Source organism: Vibrio sp. 1S139 (assembly GCF_041439475.1).
GTDB classification, from domain to species: Bacteria; Pseudomonadota; Gammaproteobacteria; order Enterobacterales; family Vibrionaceae; genus Vibrio; species Vibrio crassostreae_C.
On sequence record NZ_JBGOOD010000039.1, the window covers coordinates 33,221 to 48,576 of the forward strand.

Sequence of the window (15,356 nt, forward strand, 5' to 3'; positions counted from 1 at the left end):
CAACTAAATCCCTAAAACAAAGGCCAACCAGATACTGTCTGGTTGGCCTTTTTATTTATGTTTTCTGAGCTTTGAGCTTACGATCTTTTTACTGGCGTCCTACTGACTTGCGCTCGTTGTGCTTAGCCAATTAAGTTATCAAAGCTCTCGAACACTTGTGGGCACTTCATTACTCGCCCGTGGCCCTGTCCTTGAGTCGCAATTAAAGTAACGCGACCCATTTCATTAGCCGCACGCTGAGACACATCAAACTTAGTAAACTTGTCTTGCTCATCATGAACGATGATCGTCTGAGACTCACGAAGCGCTAGCTTTCCATAGGGATCAACAGACTGAATCGGGTAGTTAAACTGCTCTTCGACTTCTCCAACTACCGCCTCGAACAGTTTCATTGAGTAGCCAGAACGCGCAACGCTGCCAAATAGGTTTTCTAGATAATCCAGTACAGGTGCAATCAGCAATAATGGCTTGTTTTCCAATTTAACGTGCTTACATTCCAACGCAGAAGCCGTGCCCATACTGTGACCGACCAAACCTGCTACCTCACCCACCGAATCGAGAATCGCTTCAAGGCCGTTCACAAACGCAGGAATATGACCATGTACACCATCACTGCCACCATGAGCAGGGTGATCATAAGCCAGAGCCGTAAAACCTTTAGCGGCGATATGTTCCATCAGAGGGAAAAACTGACTCGCGGTGCCAGACCAACCATGAGTCAGCACCCAAACAGGCCCCGTACCCAAAGAATAGGTTTTTAAAACGCCATCACGACCTTTGATTTCACTCTTGATAAGCCCTTGGGGATCAGCATTTTTCTGCTCAGTACGCATTGGAGTGAGCAGCAACTTACGTGCTGTTTTCTTCGCATGACTCGGCGCTAGGATGTAATGAAGATTGGTTGTTGCGCCAATTAAGCTGCGCTTGAAGCTGAATTTGTTCGATGTATTAAAGTAGATTTTGTCACTCATGACCGGTCCTTGTATCGCCATCATCATTGGCGGATCGAGCTCGGCCCTGAAAATCGAACGACCGTGCTATTTGTTAGTATAAAAAATGACGATAGCGCTGTTTATGATTGCTTGCCGCCACTTCTGTTAAAATCTTTTGCAAACCTTAGTTAAGCAAAGTCACATGATTTGCGAGTTAACCTGCTGTATGTATTAAACCGCTCTCCAACTGGCTACCAAGCGCTCGACACCACTCCAAAAATGGGTGTGGCTCGCTTGTTGGCCTCGTAACGAGTAGAACAAGTTCGCACTCAAATAAAGACCGTATAACTCGAAGGTTGCCTGTTTCGGGTCTAAATCGGCTCTGAACTGTTTGCTCTCAACCGCTTTTGCTACCTGAATCGTCAAGTAGTCAATCCACACTGAAATGGTTTTCTGCAGTGCTTTCTGAATCACAGACCTTTCACTGCCCGCATCTTTCCATGCATCAATAAACATGCAACTGCCTTGGAATGAATGGTTCCAGCCCAGCCAATTGTCGAGCAGCTGTTTCAATTTCGCTTCAATATCACCATCTCCCAGCTCTCTTGCGGGAATGATGACTCTTTCGGTGAATATGGCGTTGGAATACTCGAGTACAGAGAGTTGCAGGTTTTCTTTAGAGTTGAAGTGTGCAAACAAGCCACTCTTAGACATGCCACACTGCTTGGCTAACTCGCCAATCGTCAAACTCTCAAGCCCATTCTCACTTGCAAGCGCGAATGCATGGCTCAAAATATACTCTTTGGTTATCTTTCCCTTACTCATTATTCACCAATAATAAATCTGATACATTATTTTTAGCACGTTCGTTCTTTTTTTCAAGATTTTTTACTTAACCCTAGGTATTCATTTTGTCTTATCAAAGAACTGTGGAAAAATGCGACAGTATTCAAAGGAATTTGAGTTAACCGATTATTGAGTTTAATAACTAGGGAAAGAGAATGAACACACTTTGGGAACAGTTTGCGTTTTCGGCGTCAGTAACAGGCCCTATCTGTTTAATGCTGTTTCTTGGTGTGATGCTCAAGCGAATCGGCTTAATCAATGACAATTTCATTGATGTCGCATCTAAGGTGGTCTTTCAAGTCACCCTACCCGCGATGCTATTTCTGAGTATTGTTCAATCGAATCACAACTTTTCAGCCAGTAGCGCGTTAGTTGCGTTTGGCGTCATCGCTAACTTTGTCTTTTTCTTGTTCACGATTTTCTCAACCAAATTAGTATTTAAAGGTTCGAAAGATCAAGGTGTGATTGTCCAAGGTGGATTCCGCGCCAATACCGCGATCATCGGCCTCGCCTATGTGGCTAATATCTATGGCAACCAAGGCGTGGCATTGGCGGCTATCTATGTCGCATCTCTAACCGTGTTGTATAACATTCAAGCCGTGATTGCACTGACACCCAAAGGCGAAGACACTGGTGCGAAAGCGATTAAAGTGATCGCTAAGTCGATTACCAAGAACCCATTGATCATCGCTATTTTCTTAGCGGTCGTCTTCTATGCGCTTTCGATTCCTATCCCAAAAATGGTCACTGATGCTGGTCAGTACTTTGCCAACATGACGTTACCTTTGGCACTGCTGTGTACCGGTGGGTCGCTGGACATCAGCTCGCTCAAACAAGAAAAGTTATCGACGTGGTTCGCCTCTAGCTACAAGTTAATTGCCTCACCGTTACTGATTACACTGGCGGCTGGGTACTTAGGATTTGAAGGGCTCGATCTCGGGCTTATCTTCTTGATGAGCGCAGCACCAACAGCAGCGGCAAGCTACGTTATGGCTCGTGCGATGGGAGGAAACTCAACACTGGCGGCTAACATCATCGCGCTTACTACTGTTGTTTCTCTTATCACTTGTACTCTCGGTATTTTTGTACTTACTGCAATGGATTTAATATAGCTGCGACAGGCTTCAAATAATCAATACAAGCCTTAAAACAAAGGTCGCAACCCTTGATTTAGCGCTAACTGATTCAATAAAAAGGCTGTTAGATTCTACGAAAATTTTCTTAGAGATCTGATATGTCTTCCGTTCAACATACGCCTTCACAACACATCGCCAGTATTGAGTTGGGTCGAGTGATTGCTATCTTGGCGATCATTGGCTTACATGGCCAAGTGGCACTTACTTATTGGCAAATCGATGAAGTGCCTTGGATTGGCTATGTGCTTAACCAAGCCGCTCGCTTCGCTGTGCCTCTTTTCTTCCTTATCTCAGGTTATCTGATTCAACCTAAGCTCACTGCCTTACCTTGGACAACCGTGGTCAACTACTCGAAACCACTCCTCAAGGTTTGGGTGATTTGGAGCATCATTTGCCTAGTCATGCCATTCAACCTCGCGAAGGTGGAAGAGTTCGGTTACTTAGGCGAACGCCAAGACTATTGGGGCTTTTTAATGAACACCCCGCTCAACTCTTTCTTAGAGGGTGGATTGGTTCATTTATGGTTTATTCCCGCTCTGGTTTGTGCCGTTTTGATCATCGCTTTGATAGTCGAAATGAAACTCGAAAAACTGCTATTACCAACGGCAATTGCACTTTACGTCTATGGTGTTTTAGCGGGCAGCTACGCGAACTTGACCGAACTCTGCGCACCTTTCTTTACTCGTAACGGCCCGTTCTTTAGCACGTTAATGGTGACCTTAGGTTTCCTCATTCGTCAGAATCAATGGAAGGTGTCATCCGCTAAAGCGCTGGCGTTATTAGCGTTAGGCATGTTGATTCACTTTGCTGAGGCGGCGTGGCTCACCACGTTCGACGTCGGATTCAACATGAATGATTTCTTGTTTGGTACGGCACTATGGGGAATGGGCGTATTTATGTGGCTTTTGGCTAATCCAAACATCGGCGACTATGCGTGGGTTCGCGCGATCTCGAATCGTATGTTAGGCATCTACGTTTGCCATTTGCTGATCATTATCGTGCTGTTCAATGTCTGTGGAGTCTTAGGCATTACGGAATTGACAAAAGACGTTACGGTATTTTTTGGCACCGTATTGTTGAGCTTCGGGTTGGTTGTTGGAATCGAAAAAACACCACTGCGACGCGTGCTGCTTCGTTAGTGTTTGTGCCTAACATCATCAGCTAAATCAGTTTTAAAGAGTCACAAAAAATAAAGGCAAGATAACGGATTATCTTGCCTTTATTTCATCATGTCAGTAATGAGACTGTGTCACTCGTTGAAGTGTTATCGGAACGCCATTGCGCCCTTACCAACACCTTCATAAGCGACGATTTGTAGTGATTGGTTCTCTGCTAGGCTCGGTTCAACTTGATCCGCAATATAGCCAGCAAGTAATTCCACCGTGGTATCGGTCGGCAAAATTTCCGTCTCACTCTTAGCAATCGCTAGCTCAAATTCGCCTTGTGGCGCGGTGTAGCGGAAGCCATAGTGACTTTCATCATTCACACTGTTCGCATGTTCACTCAGGTTAAGTGATGAAACTGAAACTTGGTCTTCTTTAGAGCCTAAATAAATGTCTTCCCAACGCTGAGCAAATGCCTGCTCGCGTTGTTCGTCGCGTTGACCATCAACCAAAATTTCAACTGGAGAACGGTGACCATGCGCGATGCGCTGGCAGTTACCATCATGCTTTTTCAAACCGTGAGTATAGTGGTAGAACGCACCATTAATGTTTTCATGGCGAAGGGGAATCTCTAACCCTGTGACGTTACTTGGAAGGTTGTCGCGAAGAATATCATAAACATGAGCGGTCACACTCTCGATGGTGATCGCTTCAGCGTCAATCAGACAGTAAGCTTCATCAGGGCAGTGCAGGTGCAGGCTCTTGTCACCGCGCAACACATCTACCTTAGAGTAACCGGCTTTGCTTGCTTGATGCACGATTGCAGAGTTTTTCATTGGCAGCAGTAAGCGGTGGTCAACATGTTGATCAACCAACTGTTTGATCTGCTTTTTGACCTTACTAAAATCCAGCACCATGCTCATTTCATTAAGTTCACCAGACATGGTGACATCTAAAATCCAACTATCTCCTACGACCCCTCTGTGTTCACAGATGTATGAAGAATCGATAACGGTAAGGTCTCTTACAAATAGGTTCAAGTTGAACTCCTTAATACTTTAATGAGATACGGGAGGCTGAATAATGCTCAGCAGGCACTTCGTCTCATTGATGTCTGATAAAATAGGACGGGCAGGATGTTACAACGAGCTAATAAAGTCCACCTTTTTACACCGTCATTCGAGAAATGAACAAACTACGCTCAATTTCCGCTAAAACATAGGCCAGCCTGATGCCAATAGCCATATTGCAGGTAGGGATGGCCAGCGCTTCACGACGCATTTTGCTTTAGCCAAAGGCGCGGCGACACTCCGGCAACATGTTGAAAAGCACGTGAGAATCCTGAATAGCTATTGTAACCCACTTCATCAGCGACCCAATTGATCGGCTTATTTTGCAATAACAGAGATTGAGCAACAGAGACTCGCCACTTTTGCACATAATCTCCCGGCGTTTCACCCACTTCCCGTTTGAACGCTTCAATAAACTGAGTGCGAGACATCGCGGCCAGTGACGCCATTTCGGCAAATAAACAATGCAAGGCTGCGACAAATGCCTGTGTTCCGTGTGAGCGCTAGACAAGCTCAACTCCCCCGCGCTCAATACATGAAGGTGGCCCTCTTTACCTTGTTGCGCGTTAAATGACGATACTCCACACAGGTTTCCAGAATAGAAAACGCCAGTGCGTATCGAGAAGTGTTCCATTAGTTGTGAAAGCAGATCCATGCATCCTCCGAACGATTCGCTTAGTTTTTAGTTCTTTTGTCCCTCTATAGACCGGACGAGTGGGCTAAATTATTTCAAACAAGATAACCAACACTGACAAGGAACTTGATATGTCACACATGAAATCGACCAGTCAAAAAATCACTCTAATGGCCGCGTTACTAGGCACCAGCTTTTCGTTAATGGCAGCAGACCTTGATATGAGTGTCGACAGCAATAACCTCGCAATTAAAGGCTATGATCCTGTCGCTTACTTTGCCAATGAAGGTCCAGTAAAAGGCACATCTGAGTTCACAGCGACCTATAAGAATGCGATCTATAACTTTGCGAGCAGTGAAAACAGAGATGAATTTCGAGCCAATCCAGAAGCCTATGCCCCTCAATATGGCGGTTACTGCGCGTTTGGAGTAGCCATGGGTAAGAAGTTTGAAACCGACCCTCTCGCTTGGAAGGTGGAAGATGGAAAGTTGTATCTGAACTTAGACAAATCGGTTCAGAAACGCTGGCTGGAGAATACACAAGAGTTCATCCAAGACGCCAACAGCAACTGGACAACCATCAAAACCGTAGAAGCCTATAAGCTCTAGCCTACAGCGCTTATCCATTGCCCAAGAATAAAACGGAAGCGACCGAACGCTTCCGTTTTCATTGGGATTTTCCCCAAAGAGGCCAACCCAAAGCGATTGGCAACACCTACTAAGTCCATTTCTATTCTATACTCCTAGCAGATAAGCTTTTCTTTTTATGGAAGAATAATGACATTACCTAAGATTTTGGTACTCGGCCTTTGCGCCCTATCGACACTGACTTATGCCAACCCATGGCAGTTCGTCAAAAGTGAAGATGGCATCATGATTGATAAAAGGCCACACAGCGAAGGCTTGGTCGAAATACGAGCACAGATGCAAACGCCCACCACTTACTCCGGTTTTTTACTGTTATTGGAAGACAGTGAGAACGTGCCAAACTGGATAGATAATGTATCGCAAAGCCGTGTGTTGATGCAGATATCTGAAGATGAAAACATCGTCTATACCCAATTCAAAGCACCGTGGCCTGCCAGAGATCGAGACATGGTGACCTACTCAAAATACAGCATCGAGGGTGGGCAGTTTGTTTTGTCGATAAAGGATGCGTCGAACTATTTGGCGAAAGAGTCGGGGTACATTCGAATCTACGATGTGGACGCACTTTGGACACTGCAACCGCTGACTAATGGCAATACCTACATCACCTACACCGCGTATGCGAACGCAGGGGGCATCTTGCCAAATTGGTTGATGAACAAGTTATCGATAGGCAGTGCACTGAGCACGTTTAAGGGGCTAAAAGAACAGTTACCAAAGTACCAAGGGCAACAGCACCCTAACCTGCCAAATGAGTCTCGCTAACGATACAAGTCGATAAGTAAATGGAGGCATTAAGGTTAAAGATTAAGGTCTTCTAGCGAGGTCGCGAGCTAAGATAAGCGCCAAGCCAAATACTTGAAGAAACAGGGCGATGTTCTTATAGAAAGCCATTTTATCATCAAGCCTTTGGATTAACTCAACCAAGGTCAGGTTATCCAAATAGTAATCATCGATTCGAGTTCGTTGCGCTTCTTGTGCACTGTTTATCAGCATCATCAGTTTCGGTAAGTGAGCCAAAGAGATACTTGGCACTTCGCTACTCACCCAACGCCTAAGTTGCCCACGCAGTGCTTCGTCGAGAACCGTGGTCGGCTGCACCGTTTCTAGTTTATCAAGGTGAATCAAAATCGCTTCACGCTTGCGCTCTAGGGTTTCAATCGTATTCCAAGCAAGCTGTATTGAGTACACATTGCCGTATTTGCGATCGTTGTACTCCGCTTTCTCAGCTTCAATTTTATCGAGCACCAAGCTCGACATGACAATCGCCATGATGTTGAGTATCAAGCCTGCGAGGACAATCGCCCAAGCAGGAGGAAGACGCAACGCCATAATGCTCCCTAGAACATTTTATCAAAAGGTAGGTAAGCTAAGTTTAGGACAATCAAAGAGATCATGCAGATAAGCGTTAACACCATACCCACTTTTCGACCTTTGAAGTTCTTCGCTAAGATCCCTTTCGCATGAATCACACGCCCCAGAATAAACGCCACACCAATGACATGAATCAGCCACACACCGGCGCCATTCATCTCTAACAATCCCATCAAAATAACGGTGATTGGGATGTAATCCATAGCATTACTTTGTGCCGAACGTGCTATCTGTAACGACTCGACACCGCCATCAGCATGAGCAACAAGATTGATTCGCCTTTGCTTGATCACCTCTATTGCTAACCAAATCATTACGATCGTCAGCAAGGCTGCGTAAAGTGCTGTAACCATCATATTTCCCTATTATTTTGTGTTTACTCAGTGTTCTTTGTTATCTGTTCGACAACACCCGCCGAGATAAAATGAAAATCGCACCCGAGTACTTGTAAGAGATCTCTCACACCGAACGTAAGAGATCACAATCAAGCTTCGCAGAAAATTCCTAAAATACAAACCCAAGCCCTTGTTTTGTATGAATCCACGCATATTTCTTTCGATCAGTGGGTACATTTATTTCTTAGGGTGGATTGTGAGCAAAGCCTCTGCAGTGTTTAATACACATGTCGACAGGGAGTTGGCAGGAACAGGAAAAAGCCTAACGGATTAGGTATCTTCAGGATGAAGATTTGATGGCTTAGGATGAGTTATCAGCAAGGAAGTTATGCTCTAGGATAGAGTCGCTTATCAGGATGATGAGTTTGCAAGGACACCGCTAGGACGGCGATGAATTGGATAGGTTAAAGGATTTAGCCACGTCAAGGAACGATGCAGGGAGCACCAGTTACCTATTGAAAGATAAGTAACGCGCAGTAGCAGGATGGCTACGAAAAGAATAGACCCCGTTTGGTGAAAGCCAAACGGGGTTTCCTTTTTTGTAACGTCTGAAAGCTGTTCGCAGCTAACCGTTCAAAGTCACGTTACAAAATAATGTTCATCAAGAACATTGCACCAAACGCATTCAATACCGAAATCGCGATCATCACCGGGATGTAGCGACCTTCAGTACCAATTGGTCCCATAATACGGCCCATGTATTGCACCTGAGAGCCCATCAAGTAGATAGCTGGCGCCAAGATAGCTATATGGTTGCCGTTCAGAATACCTTGGTCAAACAGCGTGATAACCACGCCCACCGCGCCACCCATCGACATCCACGCACCGATCAATACCGCTGCCGCTTCGCCAGGTAAACCAAATACCGCCATAATTGGAGCAAATACACTGCCCATCAAATCCAGCGCACCCGTTATCTGCAATGCCTTAATGATCACAAACGCCATCAGAACATTCGGTACCGTAGAGGTAGTCGCAATAACCCAGCCTTTCTTAGCACCTTCAACGAAAATATCAGTAACCATTGGTTTCTTTGCTTTAACTTCGCTCATTATGCTACTTCCTCTTCTAGTTTTTGTTCTTTGTCTGATTTTGGTTTGTCTTCTTTGCCTTCAGTCATGTTGAGGTAAATACGGAACAGATTCGCGCCGACAAACTTAAAGATAAACATCACAGCGACAGCCAAACCAATTGACGATGTCACCGCTAAAGAGCCGTCCATCGCGGTTAGAGTGAACAGCACCGCACCTGAAGAGAAAAAGTTAACGATCGCCGCACCCGCCGTAAACTGGAACATGGTGAACACATCGGTTTCACGCTTAGTCAGATGTCCTTCGTCTTTCAGCTGACGTGTCATCGCTGCGCCAGCATCGGTACTTTGCAAAGAAGCGATCAGTGCCAAGCCTGAGTTACCCGGAATACCCATCAGAGGGCGAAGCAGAGGTGTCAGTAGTTTACGAGCCGCATCCAGTGCACCGTAGTGCTCAAGTACGTTAATCATACCCAGTGCAAACATCACGGTCGGAATAAGTGTCAAAGCAAAAATGAAACCGTCGCGAGCACCACTACCGCCTTTACCACGCAGTGACGTCGTTGCCGCTTGAATACCATCGGCCGTTTCACTCACATCGTAAGCGACCTTACCGAATGAACCGTTGAGCGTTGTAAAATCGAACACTCCATACCATTCATTGGACTGCATTAAGCCTGAAAAGAACACCATCGCGAACGCGAGTGCGATATAGCTGCCGATCGTGACTTTACGATCGGTTTTGGTTGGATTAGTCATAAGGACCTCTATACATCTCGTTTATGTGGAACAGAACACGTATAGATAGTGCAAACTAATGAGCGAAAGGTTAATGACCAAAATCAAATAGCGTATCGGTTTAAATAAAAGAAGCACAGCAACATATAAAACTGTGATTTGGATTTAAAAGCAGGACCATACGCTAAATAAAATAGAATATTTCACATACAAAACTAAAAAATCTTGCTTCAACAGCGCAACCAAAAACGCACACAATCGCCACACAAGTCTGGCTTCTAGTGAGAAGTTTTTACCTAGTGCGATCTCTGATAATGCTGTAAGAGATCTCTTACATTGTTTTTCTGGTCAATTTTAATTCGATTATAATACAGAGACTTAAAAAGTGATTTTGCTTCCAGAACGCAACCGTTTCCCTTAGTTGATTGAGTTTTGAGCCAAGCGCAAACAGTGAGCCATTTTATAAAGAATTTGAGCTTAATTCGAAATTTCAGCCCTCAGAGGTGCTATAGACTTCGCGCAGCCAATATAGAAGGAGAACGGTGATGACTATGGAAATGAGAACGCTTAAATATCAAGTAATGGGCAAAGGCATGTGGATCACTGCAACAGTATCTCGCGTAGTAGCGGACAAACTTGCGCTTGAATACCAATCCTATGGCTGGCCTGTTGAAGTATGTGCAGCAGAACAAACACTGACGTTTGATCTCAATGCTGCATAATATTGGCAATGGCGAATAAGCTCTATCGGTACTAAACCCGGTAGGGCTTTTTCCCTAACCTCTATAATCTCTATAATCTCTATAATCTCTATTTCTCTATTTCTCTATTTCTCTATTTCTCTATTTCTCTATGATTAACAAGTTGCCGATGATCGACCGTTTTCCTATGAACGACAGGGTTCCTATAATCAACGGCTTTCACTGTGACCTCACGTTTTCACCCAATCTACTGTTTTCTATATAATCTATTGAATTATTAAGATATCTATCACACTGCACATGGTTATTTAGGTCTACGCTTTTACCCGTGTTAATAACTTATTAACTTCGGAGCGTAATCCATGTTAGGTATCCAGCTTTCTGCTGTTCTCTCTTTATTATTTTTTTCTACGGTAGCAGGCGCTGCCACTTCTCAGTTGGGAGAGCCACTTAAGCTAACCAGTTCATTTGCTGGCTACCTATCGCTGACTATTTTCGTTGTCGCTTACATAGTTGTGATGATGGAAGAATACCTAAAACTCCGAAAATCCAAGCCGGTTCTACTTGCAGCGGGCCTGATCTGGATAATCATTGGTTTTACCTACCAAGAACACAACCTTGTTGAAGTCGCCAAACAAGCGCTCGAGCATAACCTTCTGGAATACGCCGAGCTATTACTCTTTCTGCTCGTCGCCATGACATACATTAGTGCTATGGAAGAGAGAAGACTGTTTGATGCGCTGCAAGCGTGGATGGTAGGCAAAGGCTTTAATTTCCGCTCTCTGTTCTGGATAACCGGTATTCTGGCCTTCTTTATCTCGCCTATTGCCGACAACCTCACGACAGCTCTATTGATGTGCGCCGTTGTTCTCAAGGTTGCTGGCTCTAATCCTAAATTCGTTAACCTAGCCTGTGTGAATATCGTGATAGCCGCTAACGCTGGCGGCGCGTTCAGCCCATTCGGTGACATCACAACGTTGATGGTGTGGCAGGCTGGTTATGTGAGCTTCAGTGAATTCATTCCCTTATTTATTCCTTCAGTGATGAATTACCTCGTCCCTGCAATGATCATGTCTTACTTTGTTCCCACAACCCAACCCGACACGGTGCATCAGCACGTTGAATTAAAACGCGGTGCAAGACGCATCGTGTTGTTGTTCATCATGACCATCGGCACTGCGGTTGCTTTCCATGCCGTACTCCACTTCCCTCCAGTAATGGGCATGATGATGGGGCTGGCGTATCTACAGTTCTTTGGTTATTTCTTGCGTAAGACCTTACCAAATTCACTGGCGAAGAAAAAAGCGGTGGCGATTGCCAACAATGATGGGGGGGCATTGAAGCGACTCGGTTCAGTCGTGCCCTTTGATGTATTTCGAAGAGTGTCCCATGCCGAATGGGACACTCTGCTGTTCTTCTACGGCGTGGTAATGTGTGTAGGTGGCTTGAGTCTACTGGGATACTTGGAGCTTGCCTCTGGCGTGATGTATAGCCAATGGGATCCAATTTGGGCCAACATCATGGTGGGGATCTTATCTGCGATTGTCGATAACATTCCGGTGATGTTTGCCGTGTTATCGATGGAACCTCAAATGTCGATGGGTAACTGGCTACTGATCACCTTAACCGCAGGCGTTGGCGGCAGCTTGTTATCTATTGGTAGTGCGGCAGGTGTGGCGTTAATGGGCGCGGCGCATGGCAAATACACCTTCTTTGGCCACTTGAAATGGATGCCAGTGATCATGATTGGCTATGCCGTCAGTATCGCTGCACACCTATGGCTTAATGGCGATCTTTTCTAATTCGGAGATCTTTTCTAGTTCGAACTGTCTTTCACAGGCTTATCTACAAGTGTCCAGACGTTACTCAATTGTATCGCTGGACATTGGTTGCAAGTTAGCATCTCGCCCTTCTGTTGAATGCGCATCACTAGTCTAGAGTCAGTTCGGCTGCTTCCAGAATTGAATTCAATGGTGATCAAGTCATCATCAACACGATAGGTTCGAGTCACGGAATTATCCGTTGTTTGATAAGTCACTTGCCCGGATTCAAAAAGTAGATAACTGTCATTATCTGCGTTCTCATACATACCTTTGAACAGAGCAAGCTGTGGAACCTCGAAAGGTCGGCTGGTATCAGTTAAACAACCTGTCAGCAATAATGCAGAGCTGCAGCCAGATATTAGTAAGGGGAATCTATTCATTTGGGCATCCTTGCCTAGAGAACATAGTCAAAGAATATGCAACCAAATCGATATTTCCCAGAAAGCGTTGATTTTAATTCAAAGTCATATTTTAAGAACCACTCGCCTTCACCATTAAGTAGTACGAGATATTCAGCCAGCATCTCGACAGGCTCATGGCTAAATCGCTTGCTAGTCTTGCTCTCTTCCCTCTATCACCAATAAGTGCTGTTTACGTTCTACGCCACCTGCATAACCCGTCAGTTTGCCGTTTTTACCAATCACACGGTGACACGGCACAATCACTGAAACCGGATTTTTGCCATTCGCCAAACCCACAGCACGAACGGCTTTCGGATTGCCTATCGCATCGGCCAGTTGTGCATAGCTCCAAGTCTCTCCATAAGGAATGGTCGTCAGCGCCTGCCAAACCGACTGCTGAAATGGCGTGCCCTTGGCTGCAATCGGCACAGAAAACTGAATAGCTTCGCCCGAGAAATAGCGATTAAGCTGCTCGATAGCCAATGCAAAGATCGGAAAGCTATCATCTTGAACACCCAACGGTTCCGGCTTGGTGGTATGTGTCTCGAACCAAAGGCCGAGCAAGCCTTCATCGTTCGCCTGTAACGTCACGGTTCCCAATGGGCTCTCATAGTAAGTAAAACGGTTGTCCATGATATCTCCTAGCTTAGTATTCCGATTAAGACTGATTCCAACAGTGGAACGTGGCGTAACTACCCCAAGGCGAAACACTCTCCGTGTTGATGGCGGGGCGATGCTCAATAAACTTCTTCACCACCAAGTCACCAACCAACAGATGATTAGGTTCGCTTAACCCGCGAAGCAGTGCATATTGAATAGTCCAAGGCCCAATCCCTTTTAGCTCAATCCATTTAGAAGGATGCTCAGCTTCATTGTCGACCATGTATTCGGCAAAACGCTTTAGGGTCTCTTTGCGGCTTCCCGGCATTCTCAAGAAGCTAACATCAGCGTCCGCTATCTGTTTTGGTGTTGGGAAGCTGGCTTTCTCATGTTCATCAGAAAGCTCTTTGACCAATAAGTTAAGCTGACCAATCGCCGCGGTTACCGAAACTTGCTGTCCTAGAATCGCTCTCACGCCTGCCTCCCAAGCACTCCACACGCCAGGAATACGGATACCACTCTTAGCCACCAAGTTAGGATCGATAGTCGTAAAGAACGTCTCAACCTTGGCAATATCGACATCAAGATCAAACATACGGCGGATATTCGCAATCAAGCTTCTTAATTGGCTTATATCATCCAACTCGAATTCAATATCCAAGCGGTTATCTTTGGCTAAAGTCGCCTTGAACCAACCCTTTGACCCGTTCACATTTACCGTGCGCTTATAATAATCTTCGCCAACGCCTTCTAAGCCCTCAATCATTCTTCGTCGATAAAACCTCAACAAGTGGTTCCAATCTAAGGGTCCATGAAAACCAAGCTGAATATGATTACTCTGAGTGTCACTTGGCTTCGCTCGCCTAATTTGGCTTGGCGAAAGCTGCAGCTCTTTTTGAAAGGCATCATTAAAACGGCGCGTACTATTGAAGCCACTAGCAAAGCCGACATCAGTAATGCTCATGCTACTGGTGTGCAGCAACTGCTTGGCAAACATCAATTGACTGTACAGACTATATTGCTTGGGTGACACGCCGATGTAATTGTCGAATAAGGTTCGTAAATAACGATCTGAAATACCTAACCGCGTTGCAAGGTCGACGATAGATCCTGAATTCAGAGCGCCATTATCAATCAACTGCATCGCACGTAAGAAAGTGGTTTCGACGCCCTTCCAAGCCGGCGAAAAAGGTGCGCTGTCTGGTCGACAACGTAAACAAGGACGATATCCCGCTTTCAATGCTTGAGCTTGATGGGAAAAATATTCGACGTTTTCTTCTTTGGGTGGTGTGGCTGGGCAAATCGGGCGACAAAAAATTCCTGTCGTTTTCACCGCTGTAAAAAACATCCCATCAAAGCGAGCATCTCGTGCATATCGAGCCAAATGGCACTGCTCACTGGTTAAGCTGCTGTTGTGATTGATCTTTTTCGACATGCCGTACTCTTCCCACTTACCATAGCGTTTGATCCGATACCTAAAAGTTTACCGTGAACCACCATTGTCGCTAGCCACTTTCGGAAGCGAAGGTCAGATAAATCACAAAAAAGGGTTTTAATTTTATTCAATTCGACTAAATTTAACCTAGAGAGGACATTCTTCTCACAACGTCAACGATCGGTACTTAGCACGCCAAGATGCAGAGACCTATCGAATATAAAAAGGAAAAGGCTATGGTTCTACACACATGTCGTATTGTTTTATCAAATCAACAGGTTCTCACCAGTCAATCAGTCGAGCAGTCTCTAAGCTTTCTTGAAGACAAAGCGGACAACGGGATTTCTATGATCGAGATTGACGCAACGGATGGCAATCAAATCCATTCGTACATGTCACACTCTCTTGAAGAGTCTATTGAGAATCTAATGAACCTACATAGACAGGATCTTAAGAGCTAACTTGTTTATTTAGATAGAAAAAAGGCTTCA

18 protein-coding genes and 1 pseudogene are annotated in these 15,356 nt (G+C 45.2%); 7 read left to right on the forward strand and 12 right to left on the reverse strand.

Annotated features, from left to right (window positions below; all coding sequences use genetic code 11):
• Positions 1 to 122: 122 nt before the first annotated feature.
• A complete protein-coding gene (locus ACED46_RS14040; protein WP_017065066.1) occupies positions 123 to 971 on the reverse strand; it encodes an alpha/beta hydrolase in 849 nt (282 codons plus the stop codon).
• Positions 972 to 1,163: 192 nt separating this feature from the next.
• Entirely contained in the window at positions 1,164 to 1,757 is a 594-nt protein-coding gene (locus ACED46_RS14045) for a TetR/AcrR family transcriptional regulator (RefSeq protein WP_029235279.1), read from the reverse strand.
• Positions 1,758 to 1,933: 176 nt separating this feature from the next.
• Here ACED46_RS14045 and ACED46_RS14050 point away from each other — a divergent pair, with 176 nt between their 5' ends.
• Together ACED46_RS14050 and ACED46_RS14055 are read left to right on the forward strand one after the other, a co-directional pair.
• The gene (locus tag ACED46_RS14050) at positions 1,934 to 2,890 is read left to right on the forward strand and encodes an AEC family transporter (protein WP_048610304.1); all 957 of its coding nucleotides are present in this window, start codon (positions 1,934 to 1,936) and stop codon (positions 2,888 to 2,890) included.
• Positions 2,891 to 3,012: 122 nt separating this feature from the next.
• Entirely contained in the window at positions 3,013 to 4,053 is a 1,041-nt protein-coding gene (locus tag ACED46_RS14055; RefSeq protein WP_371721727.1) for an acyltransferase, read from the forward strand.
• A gap of 125 nt (positions 4,054 to 4,178) precedes the next feature.
• On the opposite strand, the gene ACED46_RS14060 is transcribed toward ACED46_RS14055, so the two are convergent.
• Positions 4,179 to 5,057, reverse strand: a complete 879-nt coding sequence (locus tag ACED46_RS14060; protein WP_371721728.1) for a 6-carboxytetrahydropterin synthase — start codon at positions 5,055 to 5,057, stop codon at positions 4,179 to 4,181.
• 230 nt (positions 5,058 to 5,287) lie between these two features.
• Positions 5,288 to 5,742: pseudogene (locus ACED46_RS14065) on the reverse strand (helix-turn-helix domain-containing protein).
• Between the two features lie 110 nt (positions 5,743 to 5,852).
• Here ACED46_RS14065 and ACED46_RS14070 point away from each other — a divergent pair.
• Entirely contained in the window at positions 5,853 to 6,329 is a 477-nt protein-coding gene (locus tag ACED46_RS14070; RefSeq protein WP_017067245.1) for a YHS domain-containing (seleno)protein, read from the forward strand.
• Here ACED46_RS14070 and ACED46_RS14075 read toward each other — a convergent pair.
• Positions 6,326 to 6,448: a hypothetical protein gene (locus ACED46_RS14075; protein WP_017061529.1), complete on the reverse strand. Its 123-nt coding sequence runs from the start codon at positions 6,446 to 6,448 to the stop codon at positions 6,326 to 6,328. The genes ACED46_RS14070 and ACED46_RS14075 overlap by 4 nt on opposite strands.
• A 49-nt stretch (positions 6,449 to 6,497) precedes the next feature.
• On the opposite strand from ACED46_RS14075, the gene ACED46_RS14080 reads away from it, so the two are divergent.
• Positions 6,498 to 7,133, forward strand: a complete 636-nt coding sequence (locus ACED46_RS14080; RefSeq protein ID WP_017061528.1) for an START domain-containing protein — start codon at positions 6,498 to 6,500, stop codon at positions 7,131 to 7,133.
• A 42-nt stretch (positions 7,134 to 7,175) separates the two neighbouring features.
• Here ACED46_RS14080 and ACED46_RS14085 read toward each other — a convergent pair whose 3' ends face one another.
• From ACED46_RS14085 to ACED46_RS14100, 4 genes are all read right to left on the reverse strand, one after another.
• The gene (locus tag ACED46_RS14085) at positions 7,176 to 7,700 is read right to left on the reverse strand and encodes a DNA mismatch repair protein (RefSeq protein WP_371721729.1); all 525 of its coding nucleotides are present in this window, start codon (positions 7,698 to 7,700) and stop codon (positions 7,176 to 7,178) included.
• A gap of 8 nt (positions 7,701 to 7,708) precedes the next feature.
• A complete protein-coding gene (locus ACED46_RS14090) occupies positions 7,709 to 8,095 on the reverse strand; it encodes an MAPEG family protein (protein WP_017061526.1) in 387 nt (128 codons plus the stop codon).
• A gap of 626 nt (positions 8,096 to 8,721) precedes the next feature.
• On the reverse strand, positions 8,722 to 9,189 hold the full coding sequence (locus ACED46_RS14095) for a YjiG family protein (RefSeq protein ID WP_004737023.1): 468 nt from the start codon (positions 9,187 to 9,189) through the stop codon (positions 8,722 to 8,724).
• Positions 9,189 to 9,926: a nucleoside recognition domain-containing protein gene (locus ACED46_RS14100; RefSeq protein ID WP_371721731.1), complete on the reverse strand. Its 738-nt coding sequence runs from the start codon at positions 9,924 to 9,926 to the stop codon at positions 9,189 to 9,191. Before ACED46_RS14100 ends, ACED46_RS14095 begins: the two co-directional genes overlap by 1 nt.
• Positions 9,927 to 10,450: 524 nt before the next feature.
• Between ACED46_RS14100 and ACED46_RS14105 the strand changes: the two genes are divergently transcribed.
• Positions 10,451 to 10,627, forward strand: a complete 177-nt coding sequence (locus ACED46_RS14105; protein ID WP_017061524.1) for a hypothetical protein — start codon at positions 10,451 to 10,453, stop codon at positions 10,625 to 10,627.
• 341 nt (positions 10,628 to 10,968) lie between these two features.
• Positions 10,969 to 12,408, forward strand: coding sequence for a sodium:proton antiporter NhaD (gene nhaD / locus ACED46_RS14110; protein WP_371721733.1), 1,440 nt, complete (start codon positions 10,969 to 10,971; stop codon positions 12,406 to 12,408).
• Positions 12,409 to 12,422: 14 nt separating this feature from the next.
• Here the strand turns inward: nhaD and ACED46_RS14115 are convergent, their stop codons facing one another.
• From ACED46_RS14115 to ACED46_RS14125, 3 genes are all read right to left on the reverse strand, one after another.
• Positions 12,423 to 12,809 (reverse strand): hypothetical protein, encoded by a 387-nt coding sequence (locus tag ACED46_RS14115; RefSeq protein WP_017061522.1) that lies wholly within the window; start codon positions 12,807 to 12,809, stop codon positions 12,423 to 12,425.
• A 171-nt stretch (positions 12,810 to 12,980) separates the two neighbouring features.
• Complete coding sequence (locus ACED46_RS14120) at positions 12,981 to 13,463, reverse strand: methylated-DNA--[protein]-cysteine S-methyltransferase (protein ID WP_017061521.1); 483 nt, start codon at positions 13,461 to 13,463, stop codon at positions 12,981 to 12,983.
• 25 nt (positions 13,464 to 13,488) lie between these two features.
• Positions 13,489 to 14,865 carry an AlkA N-terminal domain-containing protein gene (locus ACED46_RS14125; protein ID WP_017061520.1) on the reverse strand — a complete coding sequence of 459 codons (1,377 nt, stop codon included), beginning with the start codon at positions 14,863 to 14,865 and terminating at the stop codon, positions 13,489 to 13,491.
• Positions 14,866 to 15,101: 236 nt separating this feature from the next.
• On the opposite strand from ACED46_RS14125, the gene ACED46_RS14130 reads away from it, so the two are divergent.
• Positions 15,102 to 15,326, forward strand: a complete 225-nt coding sequence (locus tag ACED46_RS14130; protein WP_371721734.1) for a hypothetical protein — start codon at positions 15,102 to 15,104, stop codon at positions 15,324 to 15,326.
• The last annotated feature ends 30 nt before the right edge of the window (positions 15,327 to 15,356 follow it).

Bases quoted from the DNA above. Each gene is read 5' to 3' on its own strand.
- ACED46_RS14040 (WP_017065066.1), bottom strand. From the start codon at position 971: ATGAGTGACAAAATCTACTTTAATACATCGAACAAATTCAGCTTCAAG.
- ACED46_RS14045 (WP_029235279.1), bottom strand. From the start codon at position 1,757: ATGAGTAAGGGAAAGATAACCAAAGAGTATATTTTGAGCCATGCATTC.
- ACED46_RS14050 (WP_048610304.1), top strand. From the start codon at position 1,934: ATGAACACACTTTGGGAACAGTTTGCGTTTTCGGCGTCAGTAACAGGC.
- ACED46_RS14055 (WP_371721727.1), top strand. From the start codon at position 3,013: ATGTCTTCCGTTCAACATACGCCTTCACAACACATCGCCAGTATTGAG.
- ACED46_RS14070 (WP_017067245.1), top strand. From the start codon at position 5,853: ATGTCACACATGAAATCGACCAGTCAAAAAATCACTCTAATGGCCGCG.
- ACED46_RS14075 (WP_017061529.1), bottom strand. From the start codon at position 6,448: ATGGACTTAGTAGGTGTTGCCAATCGCTTTGGGTTGGCCTCTTTGGGG.
- ACED46_RS14080 (WP_017061528.1), top strand. From the start codon at position 6,498: ATGACATTACCTAAGATTTTGGTACTCGGCCTTTGCGCCCTATCGACA.
- ACED46_RS14085 (WP_371721729.1), bottom strand. From the start codon at position 7,700: ATGGCGTTGCGTCTTCCTCCTGCTTGGGCGATTGTCCTCGCAGGCTTG.
- ACED46_RS14090 (WP_017061526.1), bottom strand. From the start codon at position 8,095: ATGGTTACAGCACTTTACGCAGCCTTGCTGACGATCGTAATGATTTGG.
- ACED46_RS14095 (WP_004737023.1), bottom strand. From the start codon at position 9,189: ATGAGCGAAGTTAAAGCAAAGAAACCAATGGTTACTGATATTTTCGTT.
- ACED46_RS14100 (WP_371721731.1), bottom strand. From the start codon at position 9,926: ATGACTAATCCAACCAAAACCGATCGTAAAGTCACGATCGGCAGCTAT.
- ACED46_RS14105 (WP_017061524.1), top strand. From the start codon at position 10,451: ATGACTATGGAAATGAGAACGCTTAAATATCAAGTAATGGGCAAAGGC.
- nhaD (WP_371721733.1), top strand. From the start codon at position 10,969: ATGTTAGGTATCCAGCTTTCTGCTGTTCTCTCTTTATTATTTTTTTCT.
- ACED46_RS14115 (WP_017061522.1), bottom strand. From the start codon at position 12,809: ATGAATAGATTCCCCTTACTAATATCTGGCTGCAGCTCTGCATTATTG.
- ACED46_RS14120 (WP_017061521.1), bottom strand. From the start codon at position 13,463: ATGGACAACCGTTTTACTTACTATGAGAGCCCATTGGGAACCGTGACG.
- ACED46_RS14125 (WP_017061520.1), bottom strand. From the start codon at position 14,865: ATGTCGAAAAAGATCAATCACAACAGCAGCTTAACCAGTGAGCAGTGC.
- ACED46_RS14130 (WP_371721734.1), top strand. From the start codon at position 15,102: ATGGTTCTACACACATGTCGTATTGTTTTATCAAATCAACAGGTTCTC.